The sequence below is a fragment of the Thermodesulfovibrionia bacterium genome (assembly GCA_030646035.1).
GTDB lineage: Bacteria > Nitrospirota > Thermodesulfovibrionia > UBA6902 > UBA6902 > JACQZG01.
Map to the genome: position 1 here is coordinate 235,931 of JAUSMY010000030.1, position 21,773 is coordinate 257,703.

21 protein-coding genes are annotated in these 21,773 nt (G+C 44.9%); 15 read left to right on the forward strand and 6 right to left on the reverse strand.

What is annotated here, in order from left to right; translation table 11 throughout:
* The first annotated feature begins 5 nt into the window (after positions 1-5).
* The 8 genes from Q7U10_04775 to Q7U10_04810 all read left to right on the forward strand — a co-directional run bounded on the left by Q7U10_04775 (position 6) and on the right by Q7U10_04810 (position 9,470).
* Positions 6-842: a radical SAM protein gene (locus Q7U10_04775; GenBank protein ID MDO8281924.1), complete on the forward strand. Its 837-nt coding sequence runs from the start codon at positions 6-8 to the stop codon at positions 840-842.
* Positions 842-3,760, forward strand: coding sequence for a DEAD/DEAH box helicase family protein (locus Q7U10_04780; GenBank protein ID MDO8281925.1), 2,919 nt, complete (start codon positions 842-844; stop codon positions 3,758-3,760). Before Q7U10_04775 ends, Q7U10_04780 begins: the two co-directional genes overlap by 1 nt.
* Positions 3,761-3,837: 77 nt before the next feature.
* The gene (waaF, locus tag Q7U10_04785; GenBank protein MDO8281926.1) at positions 3,838-5,394 is read left to right on the forward strand and encodes a lipopolysaccharide heptosyltransferase II; all 1,557 of its coding nucleotides are present in this window, start codon (positions 3,838-3,840) and stop codon (positions 5,392-5,394) included.
* Between the two features lies 1 nt (position 5,395).
* Positions 5,396-6,400: a lipopolysaccharide heptosyltransferase II gene (gene waaF / locus Q7U10_04790; protein MDO8281927.1), complete on the forward strand. Its 1,005-nt coding sequence runs from the start codon at positions 5,396-5,398 to the stop codon at positions 6,398-6,400.
* Positions 6,397-7,143: a DUF3108 domain-containing protein gene (locus Q7U10_04795; protein MDO8281928.1), complete on the forward strand. Its 747-nt coding sequence runs from the start codon at positions 6,397-6,399 to the stop codon at positions 7,141-7,143. The genes waaF (Q7U10_04790) and Q7U10_04795 overlap by 4 nt, the downstream gene beginning before the upstream one ends.
* A 3-nt stretch (positions 7,144-7,146) precedes the next feature.
* Positions 7,147-7,902, forward strand: coding sequence for a glycosyltransferase family 2 protein (locus tag Q7U10_04800; GenBank protein ID MDO8281929.1), 756 nt, complete (start codon positions 7,147-7,149; stop codon positions 7,900-7,902).
* Entirely contained in the window at positions 7,899-9,200 is a 1,302-nt protein-coding gene (locus Q7U10_04805) for a UDP-glucose/GDP-mannose dehydrogenase family protein (GenBank protein MDO8281930.1), read from the forward strand. Before Q7U10_04800 ends, Q7U10_04805 begins: the two co-directional genes overlap by 4 nt.
* Before the next feature lie 9 nt (positions 9,201-9,209).
* The gene (locus Q7U10_04810) at positions 9,210-9,470 is read left to right on the forward strand and encodes a hypothetical protein (protein ID MDO8281931.1); all 261 of its coding nucleotides are present in this window, start codon (positions 9,210-9,212) and stop codon (positions 9,468-9,470) included.
* Positions 9,471-9,496: 26 nt separating this feature from the next.
* Here the strand turns inward: Q7U10_04810 and Q7U10_04815 are convergent, their stop codons facing one another.
* From Q7U10_04815 to Q7U10_04835, 5 genes are read right to left on the reverse strand one after another with little or no spacing between them, the layout of a single operon-like run.
* Positions 9,497-10,519, reverse strand: coding sequence for a sensor domain-containing diguanylate cyclase (locus Q7U10_04815; GenBank protein ID MDO8281932.1), 1,023 nt, complete (start codon positions 10,517-10,519; stop codon positions 9,497-9,499).
* Positions 10,512-11,162 carry a 16S rRNA (guanine(527)-N(7))-methyltransferase RsmG gene (gene rsmG, locus Q7U10_04820; protein MDO8281933.1) on the reverse strand — a complete coding sequence of 217 codons (651 nt, stop codon included), beginning with the start codon at positions 11,160-11,162 and terminating at the stop codon, positions 10,512-10,514. The genes Q7U10_04815 and rsmG overlap by 8 nt, the downstream gene beginning before the upstream one ends.
* A 10-nt stretch (positions 11,163-11,172) precedes the next feature.
* Positions 11,173-11,529: a DNA polymerase ligase N-terminal domain-containing protein gene (locus Q7U10_04825; protein MDO8281934.1), complete on the reverse strand. Its 357-nt coding sequence runs from the start codon at positions 11,527-11,529 to the stop codon at positions 11,173-11,175.
* Entirely contained in the window at positions 11,526-12,236 is a 711-nt protein-coding gene (gene ubiE, locus Q7U10_04830; GenBank protein ID MDO8281935.1) for a bifunctional demethylmenaquinone methyltransferase/2-methoxy-6-polyprenyl-1,4-benzoquinol methylase UbiE, read from the reverse strand. The genes Q7U10_04825 and ubiE overlap by 4 nt, the downstream gene beginning before the upstream one ends.
* 41 nt (positions 12,237-12,277) lie before the next feature.
* Positions 12,278-13,495, reverse strand: a complete 1,218-nt coding sequence (locus tag Q7U10_04835) for a Fic family protein (GenBank protein MDO8281936.1) — start codon at positions 13,493-13,495, stop codon at positions 12,278-12,280.
* 286 nt (positions 13,496-13,781) lie between these two features.
* Between Q7U10_04835 and Q7U10_04840 the strand changes: the two genes are divergently transcribed.
* Together Q7U10_04840 and Q7U10_04845 are read left to right on the forward strand one after the other, a co-directional pair.
* Positions 13,782-13,985, forward strand: coding sequence for a type II toxin-antitoxin system VapB family antitoxin (locus tag Q7U10_04840; protein ID MDO8281937.1), 204 nt, complete (start codon positions 13,782-13,784; stop codon positions 13,983-13,985).
* Complete coding sequence (locus Q7U10_04845) at positions 13,973-14,353, forward strand: PIN domain-containing protein (protein ID MDO8281938.1); 381 nt, start codon at positions 13,973-13,975, stop codon at positions 14,351-14,353. The genes Q7U10_04840 and Q7U10_04845 overlap by 13 nt, the downstream gene beginning before the upstream one ends.
* Positions 14,354-14,462: 109 nt before the next feature.
* On the opposite strand, the gene Q7U10_04850 is transcribed toward Q7U10_04845, so the two are convergent.
* Positions 14,463-16,022 (reverse strand): ATP-binding protein, encoded by a 1,560-nt coding sequence (locus Q7U10_04850; protein MDO8281939.1) that lies wholly within the window; start codon positions 16,020-16,022, stop codon positions 14,463-14,465.
* Between the two features lie 127 nt (positions 16,023-16,149).
* On the opposite strand from Q7U10_04850, the gene Q7U10_04855 reads away from it, so the two are divergent.
* Genes Q7U10_04855 through metG form a run of 5 tightly spaced genes read left to right on the forward strand, consistent with a single transcriptional unit; the run spans position 16,150 to position 21,761 of the window.
* Positions 16,150-17,163, forward strand: coding sequence for a hypothetical protein (locus Q7U10_04855; GenBank protein ID MDO8281940.1), 1,014 nt, complete (start codon positions 16,150-16,152; stop codon positions 17,161-17,163).
* Complete coding sequence (gene tmk, locus Q7U10_04860) at positions 17,150-17,782, forward strand: dTMP kinase (protein ID MDO8281941.1); 633 nt, start codon at positions 17,150-17,152, stop codon at positions 17,780-17,782. The genes Q7U10_04855 and tmk overlap by 14 nt, the downstream gene beginning before the upstream one ends.
* Positions 17,764-18,774, forward strand: a complete 1,011-nt coding sequence (locus Q7U10_04865) for a DNA polymerase III subunit (protein ID MDO8281942.1) — start codon at positions 17,764-17,766, stop codon at positions 18,772-18,774. Before tmk ends, Q7U10_04865 begins: the two co-directional genes overlap by 19 nt.
* On the forward strand, positions 18,767-19,822 hold the full coding sequence (gene ricT / locus Q7U10_04870; protein MDO8281943.1) for a regulatory iron-sulfur-containing complex subunit RicT: 1,056 nt from the start codon (positions 18,767-18,769) through the stop codon (positions 19,820-19,822). Before Q7U10_04865 ends, ricT begins: the two co-directional genes overlap by 8 nt.
* The gene (metG, locus tag Q7U10_04875) at positions 19,812-21,761 is read left to right on the forward strand and encodes a methionine--tRNA ligase (protein ID MDO8281944.1); all 1,950 of its coding nucleotides are present in this window, start codon (positions 19,812-19,814) and stop codon (positions 21,759-21,761) included. The genes ricT and metG overlap by 11 nt, the downstream gene beginning before the upstream one ends.
* Positions 21,762-21,773 lie beyond the last annotated feature (12 nt).

Consider the following 21,773-nt stretch of genomic DNA (forward strand, 5'->3'; position numbering starts at 1 on the left):
AAACTATGCAATACATACAAAGAAAATCGTTGCTTTACAAAAGCGGAGTCGAGTATGGGGACTACACCATCAACCATGTCGAGGGATGCTCGCACGGGTGCATGTATCCATGCTACGCAATGCTTATGGCAAAAAGATTTGGCAAGGTTAAGAGCTATGAAGAATGGATTAAGCCTAAGATTGTTTCAAATGCCGCTGAATTGCTGAAGAAGGAAATACCAAAACACAGGGACAAAATTAAATTTGTGCATCTGTGCTTCAGCACCGACCCGTTCATGTACGGCTATCAGGAGATAACCGATTTAAGCGTTACCCTTATCAGGATGCTGAACGACGCAGGCATAAAATGCACCGCTCTGACAAAAGGGATTCTGCCTGATGAACTGGCAAAGCTAAGCCCTTCAAATGAATTCGGGATTACACTGATTTCACTTAATGAAGATTACAGAAGTCAGTATGAGCCTTTCTCCGCACCTTATAAAGAGAGAATCAAGAGTCTCTACCGCTTGCATAAAAAAGGAGTAAAGACATGGGTAAGCATAGAGCCTTATCCTACGCCCAATATAATTGACCAGAAGTTTGAAGAGATTCTAAAGTCTGTTGCTTTTGCGGATAAGATCATCTTCGGAAGGCTTAACTATAATGGGATGGTTTCGCAATATCAGGATCATAAAGGCTTTTACAATAAGTTGAGCCGTCAGGTTATTGAGTTTTGTAAGAAAAACAACAAGGAATACCACATTAAAGAAGGCACTATGACAAATAATCTAAAATCTAATAAGTCAGATGTTACTGCATCGTTATTCGGTAGGCAAGAAATTTTAGCGGCTGCGGGTAGATAATGTCCATAGCTCTTAACACAGGCACAAGGGATGTTCCTTTAAAATTCGCGCGAGCGATGTCTGCGCTGGTATTAAGCGAATGGGAGAACGGCAGCTTCATTAGCAAAACTACTCCGGTTACGCAAGACCTGCTCAGGTTCTGGTTCTCCGATCCTTTCTGTGACGCAAGGACAGTCAACTTTCACGAGGGACAGAAGCAGGCAATCCTGAATACAATCTATACTCATGAGATTTTGAAAGCAGAGTCTGTGTTTGACATGTATTCTTCAGTCAGTAGTGACATTACTGCCGAGATGGATCTGTCCTATCTCAAAAAAAACAAATTCAGCCATCCAAAATACTGCATCAAGATGGCTACGGGAACCGGCAAGACATGGGTGCTGAATGCTCTCTTGATATGGCAATATCTCAATGCAAGACATGAAGAAGCGCCAAGCGGTCTTTATTCCAAACGGTTTTTAATTGTAGCGCCGGGATTAATCGTATATGAACGGCTTTTGGACGCTTATCTGGGCAAGGAAGGACAGGACGGCACAAGGAACTTTGCCACATCAGACTTTAAAAAGTTTGAGGACTTGTTCATCCCTTCCGCATATAAAGAAACACTCTTTGGCTTTATCCAATCCAATGTTGTCAGAAAAGAAGAGATAGGAAAGAAGATTACCGGTGACGGAATGATCGCCATTACCAACTGGCATCTTCTGTCAGGAGTCGAAGAAGAGGAATACACTGAGACAGCTCCATTGGAAGACCCTTCTAAAGCAGTAAAGGAAATATTCCCTATTACGCCCGGCACATCAACAGGGCATTCCCTTGAAACTCTCGACAATCAATATTTGAGCGGCGGTGAGATTGAATATCTTGCAGGGCTTGAGAATATGGTCGTCTTTAATGACGAGGCACACCACATTCATGAAACAAAGAAGGCCGGTATTGTCTCTGAGGTTGAATGGCAGAAATCGCTGAACAAAATTGCTGAAGGTAAAGGCAGGAGTTTTATCCAGATTGATTTTTCAGCAACTCCCTATGATGTGACCGGAAGCGGACAGAAGAGGACAAAGCACTTCTTCCCTCATATTATCGTGGATTTTGATCTTAAGACAGCTATTCATAAAGGACTTGTTAAAACAATTACCCTTGATAAGCGCAAAGAGATTGCCACAATGGAGCTTGATTTTAAAGCTGTGCGTGAGGGGAATATAGTGATCGGCCTTTCACCAGGACAGAAGCTAATGCTCAGGGCGGGCTTACAGAAACTGAAGATACTGGAAGAACAGTTTGTGAATTTAACCCGCGATAAATCGGGAATGTCTGACAAACATCCAAAGATGTTAGTGATTTGCGAGGATACAAAGGTTTCCCCATTTGTGACGCAGTTTCTTTCTGACAATGAAGGACTTGGCGAAGAAGATGTTGTTCAGATAGATTCAGATAGGAAAGGTTCAATCCCTGCAAAGGAATGGGAGAAAGTTAAACGGCGTCTCTTCAGTATTGATAATCATTCCAGTCCAAAGGTTATCGTATCTGTCCTCATGCTTAGGGAAGGTTTTGACGTAAGCAATATTTGCGTTATCGTCCCGTTGCGGTCAACGCAAGCCCCGATCCTGCTTGAACAGATTATCGGCAGAGGTTTGCGCCTCATGTGGCGCGAACCGGATTATCAGGAGATAAAGACTGAGAACAGAATTAAACTCTTACAGAAAAAAGAAGAGCCGTCCAATTACCTCGATATTTTAAGTATTGTTGAGCATCCTGCATTTATCGAGTTTTATGATGATCTTGTCAAAGAAGGCTCTATCGTTGAAACGCATGAATTGCCTGAAGATCGGGAAAGCATCCTCGGAGATATTATAAAAGTCGGCTTGAAAAGCAACTACAAAGACTATGATCTTTATTGGCCTATTGTTGTTCAGGACAAAGAAGAAATCCTTCAGGTCATGGAGCCGTCCGCCTATTATTTATCAGGTTTTGAGTGGTATTCATTAGACAAGCTGAAAGACATGGTTCCCAAAGATGAGGTTTTTGTCTCGGAAGAGATAACTGTCAAAACCCGGTTTGGTGACTATAGAGTGACAGGCGACCTGCTCACAGCTAAGAGCTATAACGAGTTTCTGGCAAAACTGGTTAAAACTATAACAAGCACCTTTGTAAAAGTCAGCCAGAGAACGATGAAGGATTACCCTGTAATGCAAATCAACAACGCTTCATTGATCGGGGTTGTTGACAACTTCATTCGCAACGGATTGTTCAAAGCTTCCTTTAATCCATTTGAAGATAACAACTGGCGTATATTGCTGCTTTCACAAACCGGCATTACACAGCACCTTGTTAAGGAACTCAGCAGGATTATTTATGACATGCAGAACAATATCAATATTGAAGAGGCAGTAGTACTCAAAATGTATTTCTCTGAAGTGAATGAATTAAAGATGCGTAAAAATTATTCTCTCGATATTACAAAGACTATATATGAGAAACTTCCTTACCCATCTAATAAAGGAGAATTAGAGAAAAATTTCATGCTCTTTTGTGACAGCGATTCTCTGGTTAACAGCTTTCTGAAGATCAATGAAAATTATCACGATTTCGCCCACTTAAATTATATCCGTAATGACGGTATGCTGTCGTCTTATTATCCGGACTTTATTGTAAAGGTGAATTCATCAATCTACCTTGTCGAAACAAAAGCAACCAAAGATTTGAATGATGCCAACGTGAGGCAAAAAGAACTTGCTGCTTTGGATTGGCTCAATAAAATTAATGGACTCAAACTAGATGACAGAATGGGATGCGAGTGGAACTATGCGTTGCTTGGTGAAAATACTTTTTATAGCCTGAGGGACAAGGGCGCATCAATTAAAGATATTATGGAATTCGCAAAACTCACACAGCAGAAGGTGAAGAGCCAGTTGTTTTGATGTGCCATAAAAGTATTTAAAAAAGTGCGAAAGAAGATTGAGGCGCTGAAGCTTCATCATCAACTACAACATCAATAATGACAAACAAATCTACTGAAGATATTAAACGAATCCTCATCCGAGGGGTCAACTGGATCGGCGATGCCGTGCTTACGATACCTGCCATAAGCGCGGTGCGGCATGAGTTTCCTGACGCGCATATAAGCCTGCTTGTGAAACCGTGGGTCGCGGATATCTTCAGGGAGAACCGTGATATAGATGAGATCATTCTTTACGATAAAAAATATGACTCTCTTATTGGTAAATTCAGGCTTGCAAAAGAGTTAAGGCAGAAGGGATTTGATAAGGCTATCCTGCTTCAGAACGCCTTTGACGCGGCTCTTATAACATGGCTTGCAAAAATACCTGAACGTATCGGATACGCAAGAGATGCAAGAGGCTTTCTCCTCACCAAATCAATTATAGTTGAGAAAGAGAGCCTGAAAAAACATCAGGTCCATTATTACCTCGACCTGTTGAATAAAGCAGGAATAGATGCGCCATTCACTCATCCGTATATATACCTGACCGATAAGGAGAGGCGATGGGCAAGGTCACTTATAAACAGCTCGCCGTTTCAGATCCAAAACTCTCCTATCGTCGGTATCAACCCCGGCGCTGCTTACGGCTCTGCAAAGAGGTGGATGCCTGAGAGCTTTGCAGAAGTGATCAAAAGGATCATAGATGAACTTAACGGGAGGGTGATAATATTCGGCGGGCCTTCTGAAGCAGAGATAGCTTATGAAATAGCGTCACTCTGCCCTGACCATTCCAAAGATATCATGATAATGGCTGGCAAGACAGATATCAGACAGCTTGCTTCACTTATTTCAGAGTGCGACGCATTCATAACAAATGATTCAGGCCCCATGCATATGGCATCCGCGCTCCTTGTGCCGACTGTCGCCATATTCGGCTCGACCGACTCTACAGCAACAGGCCCGTTTGGAGAGGGGCATAAGATAATATCAAGTAATTTGCCCTGTGCTCCATGCCTTGAGAGAGAGTGCCCTGAGGGACACCTGAAGTGCATGACAGGGATAACTGGCGATGACGTATTCAATGCACTCATGGAAATATTGCCGAAAGAAAGAGCGGTCTTCCTGGATAAGGACGGAACCCTTATAGAAGACAAAAACTATCTCAACAGCTTTGATAACCTCATCATACTGCCGAATATCAGAGAGGGGCTTAAGAGGCTGAAAGATGCCGGCTTCAAACTTATCGGCATAACAAACCAGTCAGGCATAGCAAGGGGAATTGTGGATGAAAAATTTTTAATGGAATCCAACGCCTTTCTTCAGAAAGAGCTCGGGATAGATGACTTCTTCTACTGCCCGCACCATCCTGATGAAGGGTGCGATTGCAGAAAGCCTGAACCGTTAATGCTGTTTAAGGCAAGACTTAAACACAGGATAAACCTGAAAACATCATTTATGATAGGTGATAAAGAACTGGATGTTCTTCTCTCCAACAAAACCGGAGTGACGGGGATCTTATTAGCAAAAGAAGCTCCACAGATCACAGTTGCTTCTTATGTCGCAGCAGATATAAATAAAGCTGCTGACTGGATACTAAAAGAAGAGAAGAAATAGTATGAAGATACTTATCATAAAACCCAGCTCTTTGGGAGATATCATTCACGCCCTCCCCTTTTTAAAGGCGGTTAAAGACACCTATCCTGAATCACAGGTCGACTGGGTGGTGAGCAAAAATCTTAAGGGCCTTCTTGAGGGGAATCCGCTGATCAACGAATTGATAGTCTTTGACAAGGACTCCATGAAGGCTTTAAAAAACCTTCCAAAAACCCTCATCGAGATCAGGAAGTTCAAAAAAATATTGAACGCTAAATATTATGAGATCATAGCAGACCTTCAGGGCCTGCTGAGGAGCGGGCTTATAACGCATTTCACTCCCGGAGCTTTAAAGATAGGCTTTGCCGATGGCCGAGAGGGCAGCACCCTCTTCTACGGGAAAAAAGTTTCAACCAACGGTGCTGTTCATGCGGTTGATAAAAACCTTGCCATGGCAAAGGCTATAGGAGCATCATCAAAGAAGATAGAATTCCCGCTTTTTGTTAACAGCGCAGCCCGTGATAAGATAACGGAACTATTGAAAGACAGCCGTGAATATGTATTGATAGCCCCGTCTGCAAGGTGGGATAGCAAGCGGTGGCCTCCTGAATACTTTGCCTCTCTCATATCCAAGATAAATATGCCGGTCGTTATTACCGGCAGCGCTTCCGACATGAGTATAGTTCAGGAGATAAAAGATGAGTCTCCGGGAAAGATCATTGATCTCTGCGGCAAAACAGATCTAAAGGAACTCGTCGCTCTTATAGACGGAGCCAGGGTCATTGTGAGCAATGATTCAGGCCCGATGCATATAGCAGCCGCTCTGAATAAACCGGTAATCGCCTTCTTCGGGCCTACAGACTATGAAAAGACCGGCCCGTACGGATGGCAGACCAATAAAGACCTTAATGTGCTCAGGGCATCGGCGCAGTGCAGCCCGTGCTTTAAAAAGAGATGCAAAGACCTCGTCTGCATGAAAGGGATAACCGTAGAAACCGCCTATAAAGCATTAAGGAGATACTTATGAAAATACATTACGGAAAGGCATGCATGGTTTATGCGCTTATCATCTCCTGCCTCTTTCTCTATTCATCGCCCTCTGAAGCAGGGCAAAGGCTCCCGGAAAATTTCGTTTACCATATCTTCTGGTCAGGGATCAGGGCGGGCAAGGCAACCATGGATTTTGAGAATACAGCAGAGGGGATCAGAATAACTTCACATGAAACATCTACCTCTTTTGTATCATTATTCTACAAGGTTGATGATACAACGCAGACCACGCTTTACAGTGACGGATTCCCAAAAAGCTACACGATCAGCATAAGTGAGGGACGGCACAGGAGGGAGAAGGCAACCTCTTTTGAAATGCCTGCCGAAGACGGGAAACAGAAGGTTGTATACAGGAATATCCTTGACAAAGAGACCGTTGAGTTCGAACTGGAAGGCAAGGCATATGACGCATTATCAGCGCTTTATGAATTAAGGAAACGGCCTTTGAAGGTGGGAACTTTAGAATACTTAGATATATTTGAAGATAAAAAAACCTGGAAGACCGAGGTGCAGGTTATAAAGAAAGAGAGGATACGCACACCTGCAGGAGAATTTGATACAATCCTGATAAAGCCTATGTTTAAATCAGAGGGCCTCTTCCTTAAAAAAGGTGATGTATATATCTGGCTTTCCGATGACGGGAAAAAGATCCCTGTAATGATCGAGATCCAGACAAAGGCCGGAAATTTTAAGGTTAAGCTGTCAGAAGGGGCGTATTAAATAATGCTTTCAGTCGCGATAATCACATATAACGAAGAAGAGAATATCCGGGAAGCGCTTGAAAGCGTTAAGTGGGCTGATGAGATCGTGGTCGTTGATTCTTTCAGCACGGATAAGACGCAGGAGATATGCAGAGAGTATACTGACAAGGTCTATCCTGTGGAATGGGCTGGTTTTTCAGCTCAGAAGAACACCGCCATAAGCCTGACCACACAGTCATGGATCCTTGTTCTTGATGCTGATGAGCGTGTATCAGAAGACCTTAAATCAGAAATAGTCAGGGCGATGACAGGCACTGCACCGGCAGACGGCTATTACATCGCCCGTAAAAATTTCTTTGCGAATAAATGGATACGCCACGGCGGATGGTGGCCTGATTATACACTGAGGTTATTTAAACGTGAAAAAGGGACATTCGAGGAGAGGGAGGTGCATGAGGCTATAAAGGTCAGCGGCAAGACCGGCCGCCTCGAGAACCCTATAATACACTACACATATAGTGGGATGGATGATTTTATGAAGAGGATGGAGAAGTATTCCGGCCTTGCCGCAAAAGAGCTTTATAAACAAAAGCGGAAATCATCTCTTTTTGATCTTATCTTCAGGCCGCCCGCGACCTTTATCAAGATGTATTTAATCCGCCTGGGAATGCTCGACGGCCTTTATGGCATAATATTAGCCTGTTTATATTCGGTTTATACTTTTAAAAAATATTCTAAATTCAGACAGCTAATAAAAAAAGACGAGGGGAAAATATGAATATCGCCATTATAGGCACAGGATACGTCGGGTTAATAACCGGGGCATGTTTTGCAGAGTTCGGATTTAATGTCACCTGCGTTGACAATGACGAAAAAAAGATAAGCAAATTAAAAAAAGGAAAGGTTCCATTTTACGAACCGGGCCTTGAAGAGCTCCTTCAGAACAACATAAAGGCAAAGCGTATCAGCTTTACTTCAGACATAGCAAAAGCCGTAGAGTCCTCACTCGTCATATTTATCGCGGTCGGCACACCTCCGCGCGGCGACGGCTCAGCAGATATGCGCCATGTGGAAGGCGTGGCAAGAGAGATATCAAACCACATCAACAGCTACAAGGTTATCGTCACTAAAAGCACAGTTCCCGTGGGCACCGGAGAAAAGATCCATAAGATCATCTCGAAACACTTAAAAGAGAATATAGACTTTGACATCGCCTCAAACCCGGAATTCCTCAGGGAGGGAGCAGGCATAGAAGACTTTATGAGGCCGAACAGGATTGTCATAGGCACATCAAGCGAACGCGCTGCTGCGATAATGAGAGACCTTTATAAACCACTCAACCTCATCGAAGTGCCGATAGTAATGACCGAGGTCAAGACCGCCGAGTTGATAAAGTACGCCTCAAACGCCTTTCTCGCAACCAAAATATCCTTTATTAACGATCTGAGCAAACTGTGTGAAGCAGTCGGAGCCAATGTGCAGACGGTTGCAAAGGCGATGGGGCTTGACAGGCGGATAGGCCCGAAATTCCTTCACGCCGGGCCCGGATACGGCGGTTCCTGTTTCCCCAAGGACACGCTTGCCATCCTACAGATAGCAAAACAATATGATGTCGAACTCGGGATAATCAAGTCTGTTGTAAAGGCAAATGAAGAGCAGAAGGAGAGGTCTGTAAAAAAGATTAAGGCAGCGATAGGCAGCTTAAAGAACAAGACAGTTTGCATTTTAGGGCTCTCTTTCAAGCCGAATACAAATGACATAAGAGAGGCGCCGGCAATATTCATCATCGAAAAACTCATTAAGGCCGGGGCAAAGATAAGGGCATTCGACCCTGTTGCCATGAATGATGCAAAAGCCGTTTTCCCTGACTTAACTTATTGTAAAGATGCATACAGCGCAGTCAGGGGTTCAGACGCAGTTGTAATTGTCACAGAATGGAACGAGTTCAGAAACCTTGACCTGAATAAGATAAAGAAACTGGCAAAGGGCAGCTTCTTCTTTGACCTTAGGAATATTTACGAGCCTGATAATGCAAGAAAAGCAGGATTAAAATACTTCTCCATAGGCAGAACATAACATACCGGAATGAACGAAGACATAGACAAGGAGATTTCAAAAAAGTACTGCCCCCGCTTCGGCATGATAGCTGTGGATATGGGCTATGTAACGCCGAATCAGTTAAAAGAGGCTCTTGCAAAACAGATCGAAGACGACCTCTCAGCACGGCCGCACAGAGTTATAGGCAGGATATTTTTTGAAGAGGGCCGGATGACCCACCAGCAGATTGAAACAGTTCTGAACAAGCTATTTAAAGAAAAAAGGGGTGGAGAAGAAGAGGTGAATTAATTTAATACAGGTTAATTGTTATCTCCTCAGGCATTCTCTTTTTCTGCAATCAGTATCTCGATCCGGTTTCTTCCATTCGCCTTTGCCTTGTACAGCGCCCTGTCTGCAAAAGCTATAAGCGCCCTGTATTCAATATCCTGATTCTTCCATTCAAAATAACCGAGCCCGAGGCTTATGGTGACCTTTATGCCGTTGAAATCATTCTTCTCAACCGCGCTTCGCAGCCTTTCAGCAACCTCAAGCGCATTCTCATAAGACGTGTAAGGCAGTATCGCGGCAAACTCTTCCCCGCCGTAACGCGCCACAATATCACTCATCCTGGTGCCCCTTTTGAGGATGGCAGCCACTCCCCTAAGCACACTGTCACCGGCAAGATGTCCATATGTGTCATTGACCTTTTTGAAGAAATCAATATCTATCATAATAAGCACCATATTGTGCTTATACCTTTTTGCACGATCCACTTCCTCACCCATCCTGAGCTCAAAGAACTTATGGTGATACAGCCCTGTAAGCCCGTCGGTTATGGAATCCCTGTAAAGAAAGGCATTCTCTATCGCCACTGCAACTTGGTTTGCGAGCGCATAGAGCATTGACATATCATCTGTCTCAAAGATCCCCTCTTTCTTGTTGATCGCCTGCAGCACGCCTATGATCCTTTCTTTGGAACGGACAGGCACACAAACCATATTCCTTGTCTGAAAACCGCTCTCCTTATCAGCGCCCTTATAGAACCTCGGGTCAGCGGAAAGGTCATTTATGATAACAGGCTCGTCATTCTCAGCCACCCAGCCGGCGACCCCAAGCCCTTTAGCAAGCCTTATCGATTTCATCCTGTCCCCCTTCTCGCCCAATGCAACTTCAAAGAAGAGCTCTCCGGTCTCAGGGTCTAACAGTAATAAACTGCCAGCCTCGGCATCAAGCAGCTTTGTGGCCGCCTCAATAGCTTTCTTCCGGATAGAGACAGGGTCAAGCGTGGAGTTTATGAGCGCAGCCATCTCGATGAGGGTGTCAAGCTGATTTATCTTGTTATCTTTATCTTCAGTCATTACCTTGTTTAGGATTCAACAGGATCAGGTTCCTGCTTCCTCCTCCATATGGGAGAACAAATTCTTTTACTTCTTTGATGAGCTTTCCGGTTTCTGGATGCTCCTTAATCTCTTCTGAATAATTCGGCCCCTTGCTCACGATCAGAACGCCGCCCGGCCTTATGTAAGGAGAGGCTGCTTGAATATAATCCATTATACTAAATGTCGCCCTTGAGACGATAATGTCAAAATAATCATGGAGATCCTCACCCATCTCTTCAGCCCTCATCTGCAGGACATTGACCTTATCAAGCTTAAGAACCCTTACGATATTCCTGAGAAATGCAGCCTTCTTTCTTGAAGGCTCTACAAGCGTCATCTCAATATCAGGCCTGATGATCTTTATGGGGATACCGGGAAAGCCTGCGCCTGTCCCAATGTCAGCGGCCTTTAATGCATTGTCAGGGAAAACCTTCAGATACAGAAGCGAGTCTAAGAAATGCTTGATGATTATATCTTCGTCAGTCTTTAATGAGGTGAGGTTATACGCCTTGTTCCACTTCTTAAGCTCTGAAAGCAGTGTAAGAAGATCAGCAGTCGCTTTTTTTGAGCAGGAGAGCCCAAGCTCATCCATTCCCTTTAATAGAAGTTTTTCTGCATTCATAGGATAGAGGTCAGAGTTTTATCAATAGCCACTGCTTATCTTTGAGGTGTACGAGACTGTAGGAGCCATTTAAGCGTTTGCCCTTCAGTTCAAAGACTATCCTCTTGTCAGTTTCAGATTCAAGTTCATACACGCCCTTGTCCCAGACCTTTACCATACCGGCTCCGTATTCGCCCTCAGGGATAGTGCCTTCAAAATCAATGTAGCTGAGTTGATGGTCTTCCACCTGTATTGCAAGACGTTTAATTCCCTTCTTATCTGGCACGCCTTTGGGCACAGCCCAGCTCTTTAAGACCCCGTCCTTCTCAAGCCTGAAGTCCCAGTGAAGATGTGATGCGTGATGTTCCTGAACAACAAAGCGGCTCATCTGACAGTACCGACATGCACAGCTGCAATGCCAAGTGTCAGTTTGTAATATTTAACATCCATCAGCCCTGTATCCTCCATCGTCTTTTTAAGCTCTTCAGGCGACGGGAATGCGAGCATGGATTGCGGCAGATATTTATAAGCGCCCATTTTGCCTGAGATAACACCTCCGATAAATGGGAGAACTCTTGAGATATAAAAACGATAGAACGGTTTGATAAAAAGATTCTGCACCGTTGTGAATTCCAGTATCACAACCCTGCCGCCCTTCTTCACAACCCTGCCCATCTCGCTGATGCCCTTTTTATAATCCTGCACATTTCGGATGCCGAACGCGATTATCGAGCCGTCAAATGTATCATCTTCAAACGGCAAAGCGGTCGCATCGCCGAAACCCATATCTATCCTCTCGCCAAGGCCGGCATTGATGACCTTAGCCTTTCCGATCTCCAGCATGCCCTCGCTGAAATCAACACCATGCACCTTTGAACCTGAAATCCTTCTGACTATCTCCAGCGCCACATCACCTGTGCCGGTTGCCACATCAAGATAACGGGCATTCGCTGGTTTCGGAAGTTGATCTATCGCAAACCTCCTCCAGCTCCTGTCTATCCCAAGGCTCAGCACCATGTTCAGGAAGTCATAGCGATGAGCTATAGTCGTGAACATCGTCTGTATCTTTACAGGGTCTTTTTCTGATCTGTCCATTTTGTTATCTTAACACCCACAACCCTCTCTTAAATTGCCGCCTATCTCGTCAACACCGGATACAACTCCGGGAAAAACCATCCTGCCGCATGAATAGGAAATCCCAACCTGACCTCTCCCTTCGGCGTATCAGCAACCAGCAACCCCTCCTCAAGAAGAATTCCCAACAGGCTTCGTCCTGTGCGTTCCTTCAACCCTGAAGCCTGAATGACATCACCCCGCGTCGAGACGCCGTGTATCAGCACCTCCTGAAGCATTCCGGATGCCTCTGGCCGGAGAGGCTGTTTTTCGCCCGATGGCCCGGGGGCCATACCCCTGTTTCTAAGGTCAACATAGTGCCTGATCCGCTGAATGAGTTCTTCGAGCTTCAGCAGGTCACCCATATATTCCACCTGGTCAAGGCAGACTTCCAGAAAAAACCTGCAAAAGTGTATTAGCCCTTCATTCGACAGATTCCCTCTGCCGTCGAGGTCATTGCGCCGTGGAGCATCCGCCCATGTGAGCGCAGCCTTATAATCAGCGTTCCGGCGGGCAAGACCGCGGCTCACTGACCAGAGACCGTAGCCGAGAACTGGAATCCGACGAAAATATGCCTCTGTAAATAGACGAGCCACCCGGCCGTTGCCGTCGAGGAAAGGATGTATCCACATGAATCGATGGTGGGCTGCTGCTGTTGCAACGAGCTTTGCCGCGCCATAATGATGTCCCGGCGCATAAAATTCTCCGAACCGATCAAGTAGGCCACCAAGAGAACCACTTTTCGGCGGAATGTGCCGTCCGACTTTTACCGCTTCTTTGCGAAACTCGCCCGGCACACCCCTGCTTTCGCGGCCTGTATCAATATCCTTCACGATTAGAAACTCCTCGGGCAATTGGTTGTAAAATTCCCGGTGTATATAACAAAGAAATTCCTGACTTGCAATATTGGACTCAGGCTCATCCTGTAATCTTTTTTCCATGTCCCTCTGAACAGTAATATGTGCAACACTCTCCAACTGAAGATTACGCTTTGCCGGTTCTGCGTCGTACTTCCTCTGCATCGCACGGACAATGTCATAAGGATGCGTGTTATGGCCCTCGATCAGATTGGAATAATAACTGTTAATTATTCGGAGCAACTCATGCAGCGAACGGAGCGTGACAGGATGCTGCCGGCTGCCAAGGGCAGCAGACTTCTGGATTACAGACAGGGCGAGGTCGTGAAGCTCCTCAGCATTTTCAGGATAAAGAGGCGTCATTTTGTTTATTGCTAAAGACATATCAATCTTATATTGCCGATTTAATTACCTGTTTATTATCCTTAATAAATATATATTAAACAATTAGTTATTGCAAGTCAATAGAGAAATAATGTATACAGTATTGCCGATATATATGCCGATTACAGACAATCCTCAATCCAGCCTTTTTTTAATGAGTTTAAAATACAGGTGACTGCATGTCAATAATATCTATGCAATGTGAATATTGAAATGTTCATTCTACAGGCTCGTCAATTGACACATTATGCATAAGATGCTAAATTAATGCATACGGAGGCCAGCTATGAGAACAACACTTGATTTACCTGAAAAATTACTTGAAGAAGCAATGAAGGCCACTCACATCCAGACAAAAACCAAAGTCATCGTTACAGCCCTGGAAGAGTTAATAAGAAGATCAAAGATTTCTGAATTAAAAAAATTTAAAGGCAAAGTAGACTTGGACATTGACTTGGGCGTTATCAGGGGACGTCAATGCCGGCATTAGTTGATACTTCTGTCTGGATAGAATATTTCAGGAATGGAAACAACGTTGAGAAACTTGATTTTTTAATAGATGAAAACCTGGTCGTTACCAACGACTTGATCCTCGCAGAATTAATACCATTCCTCAAGCTCAGAAAACAAAAAAGCATTATAGGGCTGCTGAATGATATTAATAAGCTTCAACTGCATATCAAATGGGATGAGATCATTGACTATCAGGTGCAGTGTTTAAAAAAAGGCGCAAACGGGGTCAGTATCCCCGATTTAATAATAGCCCAGAATGCCAAACAAAATGATTGTGAGATCTATTCAATGGACAAACATTTTAAATTATTGAAGAGCATTGTAAACATAAAAATAACGACATGAGAAAGTGAAAATAAAAACATACACTTATTTTAGGCAAGAGAAAGATTAGCCAACATTCTTGAAGAACTAAGAGAAAAAGTGTCAGTCTGATAAACAGGCAAAATACTACTTAAACATTTTTAAGCACAACCATCCTGTTATAAAATTCACACTTCTTGCAGTCGCCAAGTTTCTGGGCAATGGCGCCGCACACTTTCCCGCCGCAGAATGTCCCGGATACAGCCCAGCATATACGCCCGTAATCAGGATAGGCTGGGCATTTTGTGAGCGCCGCGCCCTCTGTCTTTTCTACGCCGCACTTTAGGAATTCCCAGCATTTTATCTTAGACCCTTCTTCTTTGCTCTGATAAGGGAAGAACAGTTTAAAAGATGTGCCCCTGCCTAATTTACTCTCAACCCTTATCAATCCGCAGTGCTCATCCATGATCTTTTTACATATGGAAAGGCCGAGGCCTGTGCCGGAGCCTATCTCTTTTGAAGAATAAAACGGCTCAAAGATCATGCTTAATTTATCTTCCGTTATGCCGCAGCCTGTGTCGGCAACCTCCACCACAAGATAATTGACTGAATTCAATTTATCCATAAATGCCTTCAGCTGTAGCATGCCTCCACCGGGCATTGCATCAATTGCGTTTGAGATAAGATTATTGACCGCCTGCCTGGCCTGGTCCCTGTCCATTAAAATATCAGGAAGCGATCCGTCGATCTTCTCCTCTACGGCTATTGATTTGTCCGCACACATGTCAGCAAATATATGGAGCGATTCTTTTATGATCCCGCTTATCGCCTGATGCTTCATGCTGTATTTAACGTCTTTTGAAAAAGTGAGTATATCTCTCAAGATCCTTTCCAGCCTGTTAACCTCTGCTATGATGATCTTCGCGTACTCTTTTTCTTTCAGGATGTTCTGAACATACTCCTTTTCATTGGTCATATGCGATAATTCATGCTCAAGGCGCCTCGCAAAACCTCCTATGGATGTCAGCGGATTTCTTATCTCATGAGCTACGTCCGCAGCCATTCTTCCCAGTTCTGACATCTTCTCCACCTGGACAAGCCTTCCATGGATGTTCTGCAGCTCAACAATATAATTTTTCAGGCTTACATTCAGGTTTGATATCTCAGCGCTGTCTCTCTTCAATCTCTGGGAGAGCATGCCGAGCGGGATTGACACCAGAAACAGGGACGCGATACTGACGGAAATATCAGCCCAGTAGTGGGTGGTGAAGTCAAAGTTGCCGCTTGCAAGATAAAGCGATGAAGCCACAACGGATATGGCAGCGCCGGTCGCAAGGCCGTAATAGAAGGAATAAAGGGCTGTCATCAAATAAAACCCGTTCAGGAAATGGCTGTCAAACCCGCCTGTGAACCTGACCAGCAGAAATGTGAAGAGAAAGTCGAAAAAGAGGAAGAACACATGGATGTTCTTTTTCTTCTCCGGATAAAAAAAGAGCAGAAGATAGATCAGGATAGAGTAAACAGAAAAATAGAGAAAAAGATTGCTGAGATCCTCAAGGCCTTTCTGCGGGATATTAGAGAAGATGAGCCATACGATCCCGCCGCAGAGAATTATAAGCCGCAAAAAGAGAAAAGCTGCGTCAGCCATCTCCACGTATGGCCTGGCAGTATCCCATTTTGTTTTAAGAGTCGTGAAAATATCCATGATCATTTTATTAATTTCTTACATCTTCCCAATTATACATCAGAAAGTCAGAGAAAGAACCATATAAATACGATATATTAAACCAGACCGTAAGTTTGAAAGTTACTCCCCCTATAGCGTATGATTAATAGCTATGTTCCAGAGTTTCAGCACAACCGGCATCGGAAGCCTACCCCATAAAGACCCAGTTGAGGCATGTAATATAATCCTCGACCATGTGGATATCCCTTTCTGGCCGCAGCTGCCCCACAGAAGCTTTCTTGAGCTGATGGTACCTCAATATTCCGAAGGCTTTCCATTTGTAAAGATCGAGGATGAGCATATCTATGTCGGAAAGGCTGATGAAGGCGCTTTGACGAAATTCTATGAAGATATCGCAAATAATACCGGCTTCCCCACTTCAAAGGATTACGCTGCCGGGCTATACGCATTTGTGGACATACTTAAAGAGAGGGGCAAAAAATATAAGTCGGTCAAAGGCCATGCCACAGGCCCGCTCACATTCATGTTAGGGCTAACAGATAACAATAAGAGGCCTATCTATTTTGACGAAGAGATGAGGGAGCTTGCGTTTGAATTCCTTAAGGGCAAGATAAGCTGGCAGATAGACATGCTCAAGCCTTATTGTGAAAAAGTGCTCTTCTTTATTGATGAACCAATACTCTCAGCGCTTGGCTCATCATCATATATGGGCGTCAGCACAGAAGAGGCGCTCAGACTTCTGAAAGGAACCATTAAACATATACAAGATTGCGGAGCTGCCGCCGGGATACACTGCTGCGGCAAGGCTGACTGGACACTGGCTCTGGCAACCGGGCTTGATGTATTCAACTTTGACGCTTACTTCTTCTGGAACACATTGAGCATCTATCCTGAAGAGATGAAGAAATTCATAGACAATAACGGCTATATCGCATGGGGTATCGTCCCAACGACAGATGATATCAAGAACGTTGATATTCAAATATTACATGAACAGCTTGAAAGAGGGCTTAACTCGCTTGAAGAGGCAGGGATATCAAGGGAGAAGCTGAGAAACCAGGTCATACTCACCCCTTCATGCGGCACAGGCTCGCTTATGCCGGCTGACGCCATCAAGGCATTCACACTGCTAAAAGAATTAAAGGGAAGATATGTCAGCAAGTAAGAAGTTCATCTCTTTTGAGGGCACTGAAGGCTCAGGCAAAAGCACACAGGCCTCGCTTCTTGCCGAACATCTGAGAAAGCAGGGGCATGATGTTATTTTAACAGCTGAGCCTGGCGGGACAAGAATAGGGCAGAAGATAAGGAAGCTTCTGCTTGAGCCGGAAAACCATATGGACCCGCTCACCGAACTCCTTCTTTATTACGCAGACAGGGCGCAGCATATCAGGGAAGTTATCGACCCGGCGCTTGAGAAAGGCTCTTTCGTGATCACAGACAGGTTTGCCGATTCCACAGTCGCGTATCAGGGATTTGCGCGCGGGGTGGATCTCAATATCATTAATCCTTTAAATCAAATGGTAGTGGGACATTCAAAACCATCTCTGACATTCATATTGGACATAGATGTTGAAGAGGGGCTGAGAAGGAACAGGCAGGCGCAGAAAGAGGACAGGTTTGAACTTGAAGCGATAGAGTTTCATAATCGCGTGAGAAGCGGCTATCTTGAGATAGCTGAAGACGAGCCTGAAAGGGTTAGGGTCATTGACGCTTCTTCAGGGCAGGAAGATATAAGAATGAAAATCATTGAGATCGTTGAAAAGATATGGCCTTCAAAGACATAATCGGGCAGAGCAACGCCATAAATATACTCAAAGGAGTTATTGCAAAAGACCGTGTACCTCATGCCATGCTCTTTAAAGGCGAGGAAGGCATCGGGAAGAAGCTTACCGCGATAAATTTCGCTAAAGCGCTTAACTGCATACCCCCCCATACCCCCCTTATTAAGGTGGGGGCGTCCGAACCCGTGATCGATTCATGCGATCAATGCCCGTCATGCGTCAGGATCGACAAAGGCATACATACGGATGTAACCATAATTGGAAACGAAGAAGAGAGCGGACAGATAAAGATCGGCTCAATAAGAAGGATACAGGAATCACTATCCTTCAAACCGTTTGAAGGCAGATGGAAGGTGGTCATAATCGATAATGCCGAGACGCTCAACACATCGGCTGCAAACGCATTCCTTGAGACGCTTGAACAGCCTTCCTCAATGAGCCTTCTTATCCTTATAACATCAAGGCCTGAGATGATCCTAAAGACGATACGTTCAAGGTGCCAGAATATAATCTTCTCGCCGCTCCCGATCTTAAAGATGGGAGAACTGCTCTCAAAGAGAAGCAAGGTCACGGATGAAGATGAGCTGCTGCTTATAAGCGCGCTGTCAGGCGGAAGGCTTGGATACGCCCTCAATGAAGACCTTGTCAAACAGCGGGATGGACTCTTTGGCAAGTTCCTTATGATGCTTGATAACCCTGAAAAGGAGATATGGGCTGACAGGGATGAGATGCAGGAGTGGTTTGACTGGTGCCAGCTCTGGCTGAGGGACATCGCGGTCTTTAATGCGACAGGCAGAAAAGACCTGCTCATAAATAAAGATAAAGCTGATGAGATAGCAAAACTCTCAAAAAAAGCATTATTAAAGGATATAATTAAGTTGTCGCACAAACTGGATGAGATAAAAGGGCTGCTGAACTTTAACCTGAATATACCCATCACGGTCTATCACACCAGCATGCTTATTAAAAAAACTCTCGGGAGGATGAATGCCTGAAACGATCGAACAAGAGAAGGTTGAAGATAATAATAATAACACCACCACCGTTGTCCACGTCAGGTTCAAGACCGGGAATAAAACATCGATACTCGAGATGAACAACATCGATGCAGAGGTCGGCACGCGCGTGGTTGCGGAATCCGACATCGGCCTGAGCCTCGGCACTATCATAAGACCAAAAGAGATAATTGAGAAGACGAAAGAACCTCTCAAAAAAGTCCTGCGGATAGCGCTTGAGAATGATTTTAAGACCGATGAAGGGAACCGCGCTTTTGAGCACGAGGCAAAGATGTTCTGCGCAGGCAAGTCGCATGAACTCCGCCTTGACATGAAGGTCGTCACAACAGAGTCTACGCTGGACAGAAAAAAACTTATATTCTACTTTACAGCCGACAGCCGTGTGGACTTCAGAGACCTTGTCAGAGACCTTGCTGCGAAATTCAAGACACGCATAGAGATGAGGCAGATAGGGGTGAGGGATGAGGTAAAGCTCATCGGCGGGATAGGCATCTGCGGCGGCGAAACATGCTGCAGCAGGTTCCTTACACACTTTGAACCTATCTCAATAAGGATGGCAAAAAAACAGGAGCTATCCATAAACCAGGGGAAACTTTCAGGAATATGCGGAAGGCTGATGTGCTGCCTTAATTATGAGGTTGAGGATCCGGATAAGAAAAAAGCCAGGGCCGCCTCTTCCTCAGGAAGAAAAGCCAGAGGCAGCGGAAGGACGATGCCTGCCGAACCCATAGATAATAATGTTGAACTATTAGATGAGGTCGAGCCCGTACTGGAGACAATAGTGGCGGATGCACCAGCAGTATCATTGACGCCTGAAACAGAAGAGGCAACTCCTGCTCCTGTCATCGCTGAAAGATCCGGTGAAGCTTCAAGGCAGGGTACTCCACCAGGCCAGAAAACCGACGACAGGCCGAAGAGGCCGGGCAGTTCATCAAATAAACGCAGAAGGTTCTGGAAGAAGAAGAATTCAGAAAATAAAGGCGGAAGCAACCCGAATCAGGCAGGCCCTAAACAAGATGGCAAATAAGAGATACATCACAACCCCGATATATTATGTAAATGATGTCCCGCATATCGGGCATGCGTATACAACTGTAGCCGCTGATATACTTGCAAGATTCTACCGGCTTAAAGGCGATGATGTCTTTTTTCTTACAGGAACAGACGAGCACGGCCAGAAGGTGGAGCAGGCTGCTGCTGCAAAGGGGCTGACCGCAAAAGCACATGCCGATATAATGGTAGAGAACTTCAAAGCCCTATGGAAGACCCTGAATATCTCAAATGATAATTTCATAAGGACCACTGACGCGGGCCATATTGAGATCGTACAGCAGTCGCTTCAAACGCTTTTTGATAAAGGGGAGATCGTTAAAAGGACTTACTCAGGCTGGTACTGCACCCCTGATGAACGTTTCTGGACTGAAAAAGATATTGTCGACGGGAACTGCCCTGACTGCGGCCGGCCGGTGGAGGAGATACAGGAAGAGAATTATTTCTTCCTTATGTCAAGATATCAGGCGAAGCTGATCCAATATATTGGAGACAACCCATCTTATATTCTGCCTGAGACGCGCAGGAACGAGGTGCTCGGCTTTCTAAATAATAACGACCTCGGCGACCTCTGCATATCAAGGCCGAAAGCAAGGCTCGCATGTGGCATACCGCTTCCTTTTGATAAAGAGTTCGTGACATACGTCTGGTTCGATGCACTTCTGAATTATTATTCAGCCACAAAATATCTATCACCCCCCCATCCCACCCTTGATAAGGGGGGGCTGAGGGAGGGTGATTGGTGGCCTGCAAGCCATCACCTTGTAGGCAAAGACATACTCACAACCCATGCGGTCTACTGGTCAACAATGCTCATGGCGCTTGAATATCAGCTGCCTGAAAATATCTTTGCGCACGGATGGTGGACGGTTGAAGGGAAGAAGATGTCAAAGTCAGTCGGCAATGTGGTTGACCCGAATGAACTGGCAGGTAAATACGGAGTGGATGCCTTCAGGTATTTCCTATTCAGAGAAGTTCCTTTCGGACTTGACGGGAATTATTCAGAAGACGCATTGATAAACCGCATCAATACCGAACTTGCCAATGACCTCGGCAATCTCTTGAGCAGATTCATGACGATGGCTGAGAAGTTTTTTAATGGGACGATTGAAAAACAGAGCGATTCATCAAGCGATTTCATTAAACATTGCATTAATGTAAATCACTCGGTTCACCATAATGCTCAGAACTGGCCGCAGTTGCGCTTCAACCATATACTCGACAACATTTGGGAGATCATCAGGGCTGCCAACAATCATATCGCACAGACAGAGCCGTGGAAGCTTGCAAAAGATGATCAGGCGCAGCTTAAAGATGTCATGTTCGATCTCTGGAACGCGCTGAGGCTTTCCGCTCTTTCGCTCTATCCGTTCATGCCTGAGACATCAGAGAAGATGTGGAAGCAGCTCGGATTGAAGTCATTAACAGAAGAAGCAGGCGATAAGAATATTTTCACATGGGACTGGAAACCGGAGTATGAGATAAAAGTTTCTAAAGGTGAGCAGTTATTTCCAAGGATAGAGGTGAAGAAGATGACAGAAAAGACTACCCCCCTTAGTCCCCCCTTAGTAAGTGGGGATACAGAAGGCGCTAATTTAATCTCCATAGAAGACTTTGCAAAGGTGCAGCTCAAGATAGGCAAGGTGCTTGAGGCAGAGCGCGTTCCCAAATCAAATAAACTTATCAAGCTTCAGATATACACAGGCGAGCAGAGACAAGTGGTCGCTGGGATCGGGCAGATATATGCGCCTGAAGACCTGGTCGGTAAGAAGATCGTTGTTGTAACGAATCTGAAGCCTGCCAAACTCATGGGCGTTGAATCCAATGGAATGCTCCTTGCCGCAACAGACAGCGACGGGGTGCTCTCCATACTTATGCCGGAGAAAGATATAAAAGAAGGTGCTAAGATAAAGTAGCTGTGCTAATCT

Bases quoted from the DNA above. Each gene is read 5' to 3' on its own strand.
- Q7U10_04775 (MDO8281924.1), top strand. From the start codon at position 6: ATGCAATACATACAAAGAAAATCGTTGCTTTACAAAAGCGGAGTCGAG.
- Q7U10_04780 (MDO8281925.1), top strand. From the start codon at position 842: ATGTCCATAGCTCTTAACACAGGCACAAGGGATGTTCCTTTAAAATTC.
- waaF (MDO8281926.1), top strand. From the start codon at position 3,838: ATGACAAACAAATCTACTGAAGATATTAAACGAATCCTCATCCGAGGG.
- waaF (MDO8281927.1), top strand. From the start codon at position 5,396: ATGAAGATACTTATCATAAAACCCAGCTCTTTGGGAGATATCATTCAC.
- Q7U10_04795 (MDO8281928.1), top strand. From the start codon at position 6,397: ATGAAAATACATTACGGAAAGGCATGCATGGTTTATGCGCTTATCATC.
- Q7U10_04800 (MDO8281929.1), top strand. From the start codon at position 7,147: ATGCTTTCAGTCGCGATAATCACATATAACGAAGAAGAGAATATCCGG.
- Q7U10_04805 (MDO8281930.1), top strand. From the start codon at position 7,899: ATGAATATCGCCATTATAGGCACAGGATACGTCGGGTTAATAACCGGG.
- Q7U10_04810 (MDO8281931.1), top strand. From the start codon at position 9,210: ATGAACGAAGACATAGACAAGGAGATTTCAAAAAAGTACTGCCCCCGC.
- Q7U10_04815 (MDO8281932.1), bottom strand. From the start codon at position 10,519: ATGACTGAAGATAAAGATAACAAGATAAATCAGCTTGACACCCTCATC.
- rsmG (MDO8281933.1), bottom strand. From the start codon at position 11,162: ATGAATGCAGAAAAACTTCTATTAAAGGGAATGGATGAGCTTGGGCTC.
- Q7U10_04825 (MDO8281934.1), bottom strand. From the start codon at position 11,529: ATGAGCCGCTTTGTTGTTCAGGAACATCACGCATCACATCTTCACTGG.
- ubiE (MDO8281935.1), bottom strand. From the start codon at position 12,236: ATGGACAGATCAGAAAAAGACCCTGTAAAGATACAGACGATGTTCACG.
- Q7U10_04835 (MDO8281936.1), bottom strand. From the start codon at position 13,495: ATGTCTTTAGCAATAAACAAAATGACGCCTCTTTATCCTGAAAATGCT.
- Q7U10_04840 (MDO8281937.1), top strand. From the start codon at position 13,782: ATGAGAACAACACTTGATTTACCTGAAAAATTACTTGAAGAAGCAATG.
- Q7U10_04845 (MDO8281938.1), top strand. From the start codon at position 13,973: ATGCCGGCATTAGTTGATACTTCTGTCTGGATAGAATATTTCAGGAAT.
- Q7U10_04850 (MDO8281939.1), bottom strand. From the start codon at position 16,022: ATGATCATGGATATTTTCACGACTCTTAAAACAAAATGGGATACTGCC.
- Q7U10_04855 (MDO8281940.1), top strand. From the start codon at position 16,150: ATGTTCCAGAGTTTCAGCACAACCGGCATCGGAAGCCTACCCCATAAA.
- tmk (MDO8281941.1), top strand. From the start codon at position 17,150: ATGTCAGCAAGTAAGAAGTTCATCTCTTTTGAGGGCACTGAAGGCTCA.
- Q7U10_04865 (MDO8281942.1), top strand. From the start codon at position 17,764: ATGGCCTTCAAAGACATAATCGGGCAGAGCAACGCCATAAATATACTC.
- ricT (MDO8281943.1), top strand. From the start codon at position 18,767: ATGCCTGAAACGATCGAACAAGAGAAGGTTGAAGATAATAATAATAAC.
- metG (MDO8281944.1), top strand. From the start codon at position 19,812: ATGGCAAATAAGAGATACATCACAACCCCGATATATTATGTAAATGAT.